The 6,739-nt window shown below is 60.2% G+C and carries 6 protein-coding genes; 3 read left to right on the top strand and 3 right to left on the bottom strand.

The genetic code is table 11. The features are described 5' to 3' along the window. Positions 1-31 precede the first annotated feature (31 nt). Positions 32-1,324 carry a crotonyl-CoA carboxylase/reductase gene (ccrA, locus tag ACOI1H_RS22545; protein ID WP_422440353.1) on the bottom strand — a complete coding sequence of 431 codons (1,293 nt, stop codon included), beginning with the start codon at positions 1,322-1,324 and terminating at the stop codon, positions 32-34. A gap of 100 nt (positions 1,325-1,424) precedes the next feature. Then, the gene (locus ACOI1H_RS22540; protein ID WP_422440351.1) at positions 1,425-2,810 is read right to left on the bottom strand and encodes a 1-acyl-sn-glycerol-3-phosphate acyltransferase; all 1,386 of its coding nucleotides are present in this window, start codon (positions 2,808-2,810) and stop codon (positions 1,425-1,427) included. 130 nt (positions 2,811-2,940) lie between these two features. Between ACOI1H_RS22540 and ACOI1H_RS22535 the strand changes: the two genes are divergently transcribed. Both ACOI1H_RS22535 and ACOI1H_RS22530 read left to right on the top strand, forming a co-directional pair. Beyond that, a complete protein-coding gene (locus ACOI1H_RS22535; RefSeq protein WP_422440350.1) occupies positions 2,941-4,902 on the top strand; it encodes a methylmalonyl-CoA mutase family protein in 1,962 nt (653 codons plus the stop codon). 92 nt (positions 4,903-4,994) lie between these two features. Next, complete coding sequence (locus ACOI1H_RS22530) at positions 4,995-5,321, top strand: H-NS family nucleoid-associated regulatory protein (RefSeq protein WP_422440348.1); 327 nt, start codon at positions 4,995-4,997, stop codon at positions 5,319-5,321. Here ACOI1H_RS22530 and ACOI1H_RS22525 read toward each other — a convergent pair. Beyond that, positions 5,318-5,830 carry a DUF4329 domain-containing protein gene (locus ACOI1H_RS22525; RefSeq protein ID WP_422440347.1) on the bottom strand — a complete coding sequence of 171 codons (513 nt, stop codon included), beginning with the start codon at positions 5,828-5,830 and terminating at the stop codon, positions 5,318-5,320. The genes ACOI1H_RS22530 and ACOI1H_RS22525 overlap by 4 nt on opposite strands. A 60-nt stretch (positions 5,831-5,890) precedes the next feature. Here ACOI1H_RS22525 and deoD point away from each other — a divergent pair, with 60 nt between their 5' ends. Beyond that, positions 5,891-6,595 carry a purine-nucleoside phosphorylase gene (gene deoD, locus ACOI1H_RS22520; RefSeq protein ID WP_422440345.1) on the top strand — a complete coding sequence of 235 codons (705 nt, stop codon included), beginning with the start codon at positions 5,891-5,893 and terminating at the stop codon, positions 6,593-6,595. The last annotated feature ends 144 nt before the right edge of the window (positions 6,596-6,739 follow it).

Raw genomic sequence — 6,739 nt, 5'->3', positions numbered from 1 at the left:
AGGCGGACGCTCTTTTCAGTGAATAGGGCGGTCAGCCTCGGGATTCGACTTGTGCATCCTCGAACGTGCGCAACCCGGTTCGGGGACTTTGCACCAGGACGGCCATATTGCCGGGTCTGTGCTGGTTCTTGCGCATCTTGGTGTGGGCGGCAGGAATGTCGTCCCAGCCGAACACCTCTGACATGCAGGGATCGAGCCTGCGTTCCACCATCAGGTTGTTGGCTGCAGACGCCTGCTTGAGGTTGGCGAAATGGCTGCCTTGCAGCCGTTTCTGGTGCATCCACATGTAGCGGACGTCGAAGGTCAGGTTGTAGCCCGTCGTGCCCGCGCAGATCACGACCATGCCGCCGCGCTTGCACACGAAGGTGGACACCGGGAATGTCGCCTCGCCGGGATGTTCGAAGACCATGTCGACGTTGTTGCCCTTGCCGGTGATGTCCCAGATCGCCTTGCCGAACTTGCGGGTCTCGGCGAACCACACCTTGTATTCGTCCGTGTTCACCGTCGGCATCTGACCCCAACAGCTGAAATCGTTGCGGTTCAGCACGCCCTTGGCTCCCAGCGACATGACGAACTCGCGCTTGGATTCGTCGGAAATCACGCCGATCGCATTGGCCCCGGCCGTGTTGATCAACTGGATCGCGTAGGACCCGAGGCCGCCCGACGCCCCCCAGACCAATACGTTCTGCCCCGGTTTCAGATCGTGCGGTTCATGGCCAAAGAGCATCCGGTAGGCGGTTGCCAGCGTCAGCGTGTAGCAGGCGGATTCCTCCCACGTCAGATGCTGAGGCCGCGGCATCAGTTGCTGCGACTGGACGCAGGTGAACTGTGCGAATGACCCGTCCGGGGTTTCGTACCCCCAGATCCGCTGGCTGGGCGAGAACATCGGATCGCCGCCGTTGCAGTGTTCGTCGTCGCCGTCATCCTGATTGCAATGGATGACGACCTCGTCACCGACCTTCCAGCGCTTCACCTTGTCACCGACGGCCCAGACGATGCCGGACGCGTCCGACCCGGCAATGTGGTAGTCGGCCTTGTGCACGTCGAAAGGGCTGATCGGAATGCCGAGGCCCGCCCAGACGCCGTTGTAGTTGACGCCTGCCGCCATCACCATGACCAGCACCTCATGGCTATCGGGCTTCGGGCAATCGACAACCTCGACCTCGAACGCCTGCTCGGGTTCTCCGTGCCGCTCGCGGCGGATCGTCCAAGCATACATCTGGTCCGGCACATGGCCGAGGGGCGGCATTTCGCCCACGGCATAAAGGGATTTTCCGCCTGCCTTGGTGGCGGTCGTCACATCGAGTGCCATGTCGGTCTCCATCATACTGTCCATCATATTGCCGCACCGCAGAGCCGGCTGATGACGTTCAATATGCAACCGCAGCGTAATTATGCAACCCCAGTGAAGGCAAAATTGTAATTTAGTTGCCTGATGAAATCTCGGGCGCAAAGTGATGGGCGATGGAGTTAGCATAGTAGCCCAGGACATCGCCGCCCCGATCGGTGATCGTGATCGCCTCGGGTGTGACGCGGATTAGCCCGCGATCCGTGAGTCGCTTCAGCGTGTCGTCGACCAAGGCCTCGGGTGTCCGCTGTGGCAGCGGCATCTGGCGCGTGTGCAGGGCGTCAAGGCACCGGGTCGTCTCGCGTAGCAACGCCTCACGCGACAGGCCCGGCCTTTGCAGCAGCAGGCGCGCGACCAGTGGGGTCGCCAGCACCGGGACGACGGCACGGACCCGGTTCATCAGTTCCTCGGCCACCGCCTCGGTCGGATCGGCGGGCAGGTCCGGGTGATCGCGCAGAAAAAGCGACAGTTCCAGCGGATCGCCAAAGCCGACAGAGGCAGTGCCGAACCCATCGAACCGCCCTGTCACCCGGTCCCACAAATGCGATGCCACACCGCGCAGGACTGTCATGGCGGGCGGACGAAAACGCCGCACGCCGCGCTTGTCGGCGTTGATCAGAAACTGATCCTCGATGACGCGATCGTAGTTCAGTCCGACGGGGATGAAGATCACGTCCCGCCCGCCGGGCCTGTAATTGCTGACGATATAGTTCAGCAGGCCCAGCCGAGGTGCCCTGACCTCTCCCGTTAGGGACAGACCGCCTTCGGGAAACATGGCCTGCGTGACGCCGCCGTCGGTCGCCATCTGGACGTAGCGCGCCAGCACACGGCGATAGAGTTCGCCCCGCGACCGCCGCCTGATGAAGTAGGCCCCGAGCATCCGGATCAGCCCGGATAGCGGCCAGACCCGTGCCCATTCCCCCACCGCGTAGGACAGCGCGCCGGCCCGGCTGACAAGGTATGTGACTAGGACATAGTCCATATTGCTGCGATGGTTCATGACGAAGATGATCGTGGCATTGGGATCCAGCTGCGCCAACTCCTGGCGCGGAAAGGTCGAAATGCGGACGCGGTAAAGCGTGTTGGACAAGAAGCGGGCCAGCCGCATGCCGATGGAGAAGTAGGCCGTCGCCGAAAATCCCGGCACGATTTCCCGGGCGTAGTTCCTGGCCCTCTCGAAGGCGACATTTTCGGGAACGTCGTGTTCTTGTGCATAGGCGACGACGGCCTGCGTCACCTCGGGATCGTAGATCAGCCGCTGGATCATGTCATAGCGGCGCGCCAGCTTGAACGGCTCGATCGGCCGTGCAAGGCGTTCGTTCAGCCGCGCGATCACGCGTTCGGCCCGCTTGCGAAAGAACCATCGCACGGACGGAAACAGGAAATGCGATGCAAACGTGACCGCCGCGAAGAGCACGATGAGAACAAATGCCCAGAGCGGCAGGATCACGGGTTGGGTCATGCCGAAACCGTGACAGGTTTGCCCTGCGCCGTAAATCCCGCCGTGCTGCAATGCAGCGCTTGACGGTATTCCAAAGTTTCCTATAACCGGACCGTGACGAAATATTATTGCGCAATGACGTTCGAAGGATATGCACCAGATGACCGATCGCCCTTGGCTTTTCCGCACCTATGCCGGTCATTCGACAGCAAAGGCATCGAACGCGCTGTATCGCGGCAATCTGGAAAAGGGCCAGACGGGCCTGTCGGTTGCCTTCGATTTGCCGACCCAGACCGGCTATGACAGCGACCACCCGCTTGCGCAGGGCGAGGTCGGAAAGGTCGGCGTGCCGGTCTGTCATCTGGGCGACATGCGGGCGCTGTTCGACGCAATTCCACTGGATCAGATGAATACCTCCATGACGATAAATGCGACCGCGCCGTGGTTGCTGTCGCTTTATATCGCCGTGGCCGAGGAACAGGGCGCTGACGTTCTGGCCCTGCAAGGCACAGTACAGAACGACATCATCAAGGAATACCTGTCGCGCGGGACCTATATCTGCCCGCCCGCCCCGTCGCTTCGCATGATTACCGACATCGCCGCCTATACGCGGGAATTCCTGCCCAAGTGGAATCCGATGAATGTCTGTTCCTATCACCTGCAAGAAGCCGGTGCGACACCGCAAGAGGAATTGGCCTTCGCGCTTGCAACCGCAAAGGCCGTCCTCGACGATTTAAGAACGAAGGTGCCCGCACAGCATTTCCCCGACATGGTCGGTCGCATTTCGTTCTTCGTGAATGCGGGCATCCGTTTCGTGACGGAATTGTGCAAGATGCGCGCCTTCGTGGCCCTTTGGGACGAAATTTGCCGTGACCGTTACGGAGTCGAGGATGCAAAGTATCGCCGTTTTCGCTATGGTGTTCAGGTCAATTCCCTGGGGCTGACGGAACAGCAACCCGAAAACAACGTCTATCGCATCCTGATCGAGATGCTCGCGGTCACCTTGTCGAAGAACGCTCGTGCCAGGGCCGTGCAATTGCCTGCCTGGAACGAGGCACTGGGCTTGCCGCGCCCCTGGGATCAGCAATGGTCGCTGCGGATGCAGCAGGTCCTGGCCTATGAAACGGACCTTCTTGAATTCGACGATCTGTTCGACGGCAATCCCGCCATCGACCGCAAGGTGAAGGCCCTGATGGACGATGCGCGCGCGGAATTGGCCACCATCGACGGCATGGGCGGTGCCGTGCAAGCTATTGGCTACATGAAAGGTCGCCTTGTCGAATCGCACGCCGCCCGCATCGCAGGTATTGAATCGGGGGCGACGACCGTCGTCGGCGTGAACAGGTGGCAATCGGGCGAGCCGTCGCCGCTGACGTCGGGCGACGACGCCATCATGGTCTCTGACCCGGAGGCGGAGGCCGATCAACTGGCCCGGCTGTCGCGATGGAAGGGGGGTCGCGATCCAGTCGGCGTGCGCGTCGCTCTCGATGCGCTGCGCAAGGCCGCACTGGACGGATCGAACATCATGCCTTCGTCGATCGCCGCGGCAAAGGCCGGCGCGACGACAGGCGAATGGGCTGACGTTGTGCGCGATGTCTTTGGTCAGTACCGCGCGCCGACCGGCGTCAGCCATGCCCCGTCGAATCGCACCGAGGAGCTTGATGACATTCGGGCGCGCGTGGACGCCGTATCTGTCAAACTGGGCAGGCGGCTTAAATTCCTCGTCGGCAAGCCCGGGCTTGACGGCCATTCGAATGGCGCCGAACAGATTGCAGCCCGCGCCCGAGACTGCGGAATGGACATTGCGTATGAGGGGATTCGACTGACGCCGGATGAACTCGTCGATGCTGCGCGTGATGACGCTGCGCATGTCATCGGACTTTCGATCCTGTCCGGGTCTCATTTACCCTTGATCGCGGAATTCATGTTGAAATTGCAGAATGCAGGGTTAGGCCACATTCCTGTCATCGCCGGCGGCATCATTCCCGACGATGACGCCCGCAAGTTGCAATCAATGGGGGTGGCCCGCGTCTATACACCGAAGGACTTTCAGCTCAATCAGATCATGGAAGAGATCGTGACACTGGTCGACGAGCAGAGCTTTCTTGCCTAATAGATCAGGCTTAACGATTTAGTAATGACTTTCGCAATAATGCAATATAGCTGCGGGAGGAATCTATCACACCGCTGAATATGGAGCGTACCATGACTGTCGACCTGAAATCGATGACCCGAAAAGACCTTGAGAAGTTGCGCAAGGATGTCGATGCCGCCCTGCAGAAGGTGGAATCGCGCGAATTGAAGATGGCTCATGATGCTGCCGCGAAAGCCGCCGCTGATTTCGGTTATTCCCTGGACGATGTCGCGAACATGCCTGGTGCATCCAAGCGCGGAGGGGCGAAATCCGTCTCTGCTCCGAAATATCGCAATCCGGCCGATACGTCGCAGACCTGGACGGGCAAGGGTCGGCAGCCCGATTGGTACAAGTCCGAACTGTCCAAGGGCACCGATCCCAAGACTCTGGAAATCTAACGCTGAAGCCGGCGCAGGTCGTCGTAGGTATAGGCCTGCGCGACCGCGTCATCTGTCGCCTTGCTGAATAGTGGCGCGACCGGCAAACAGCCGACGCCGCAAATCTGATGCGTGACCTTCAAGCGTCCGTCGATGTACCAAAACCGCCCACCCGGCGTCGCCACATACCCGTTGATGAACGACTCGGAATCGCTTTCGATATCGATCGTGCTGGGCATTTCGTTGAAGTAGCCTTCATCGAAGTTTCCGTGGGTATGGAATGACGCGACGACCGCGACATCGACAGGATAGACCGCGGCACAACTCGCCATGTCGCCGGCAACCGGATCGGTCGCAATCAATTCGCCTTGGCGCGTCAGGGCCAGAAAGCCGCAGTATTCCCTCTTCTTCATGAAGGACGGTGCCTGAAGGTCCGTCAGAACCTCGCGTGCCAATTCAAGTTCCTCAGCATCCTGTCCGGCAGCGGGCTGGGCCAGACCGAACGTCAGTATCAAGATCAGGCGGAGCATGGGTTTTCTTTCGATGAAAATTGCCGCAATAGTCGGTCGAAACAACAAGGAAACCAAGACATGACAGTGCATATCGGTGCAAAAGCCGGTGATATCGCCGAAACGGTTCTGATGCCCGGCGACCCCTATCGCGCGAAGTGGGCGGCCGAGACGTTCCTGACGGACGCCGTCTGCATCAACGAGGTGCGCGGCATGTTGGGCTATACCGGCACTTGGAACGGCAACCGCGTCACGATCCAGGGGTCGGGCATGGGCATGCCTTCCATGTCGATCTACGCGAATGAACTGATCAAGGATTACGGTGCCCAGACGCTGATTCGCATCGGGTCTTGTGGTGCGATGCAGGATCAGACCAAGGTACGCGATGTGATCCTGGCCATGACCGCCTGTTCCTCCGGCACGCCGTCGGACACGATCTTTCGCGAAGTGAATTACGCGCCGGTCTGCGATTTCGGCCTGTTGCAGGCAGCCCATGCGGCGGCGACAAAGCGGGGGACGCCGACCCATGTCGGCAGCATCTACTCGTCCGACACGTTCTACGCCGAACGCAACGACCTGACGGAACAGATGATCCGTCACGGCGTCCTCGCCGTCGAGATGGAGGCGGCGGAGCTTTACATCCTCGCCGCGCGATACAAGCGGCGCGCGCTGGCCGTGATGACCGTCAGCGACCACATCATCACCGGCGAATCACTCCCCTCCGATCAGCGGGAGCGGAGCTTCGGCGACATGGTGGAAATTGCGCTGGAAGCCGCGTTTTCCTGAGGTGACGCCTTTGGCCCGACTGATTCAGTTTTGTCGGGCCGGGCCCCGGTTGTCGATCAGATGGTAACGCCATAGAATCCAATGCAAAAACCATCGGCAACCACAGGTTGTGCCAGTCATCCTTTCGTGACATTCCGAAAGTTT

This window comes from Loktanella sp. DJP18 (assembly GCF_049310965.1).
Lineage (GTDB): Bacteria > Pseudomonadota > Alphaproteobacteria > Rhodobacterales > Rhodobacteraceae > Loktanella.
The sequence above is the reverse complement of the archived record's forward strand: the minus strand, read 5'-3'. Positions and strand labels throughout refer to the sequence as shown.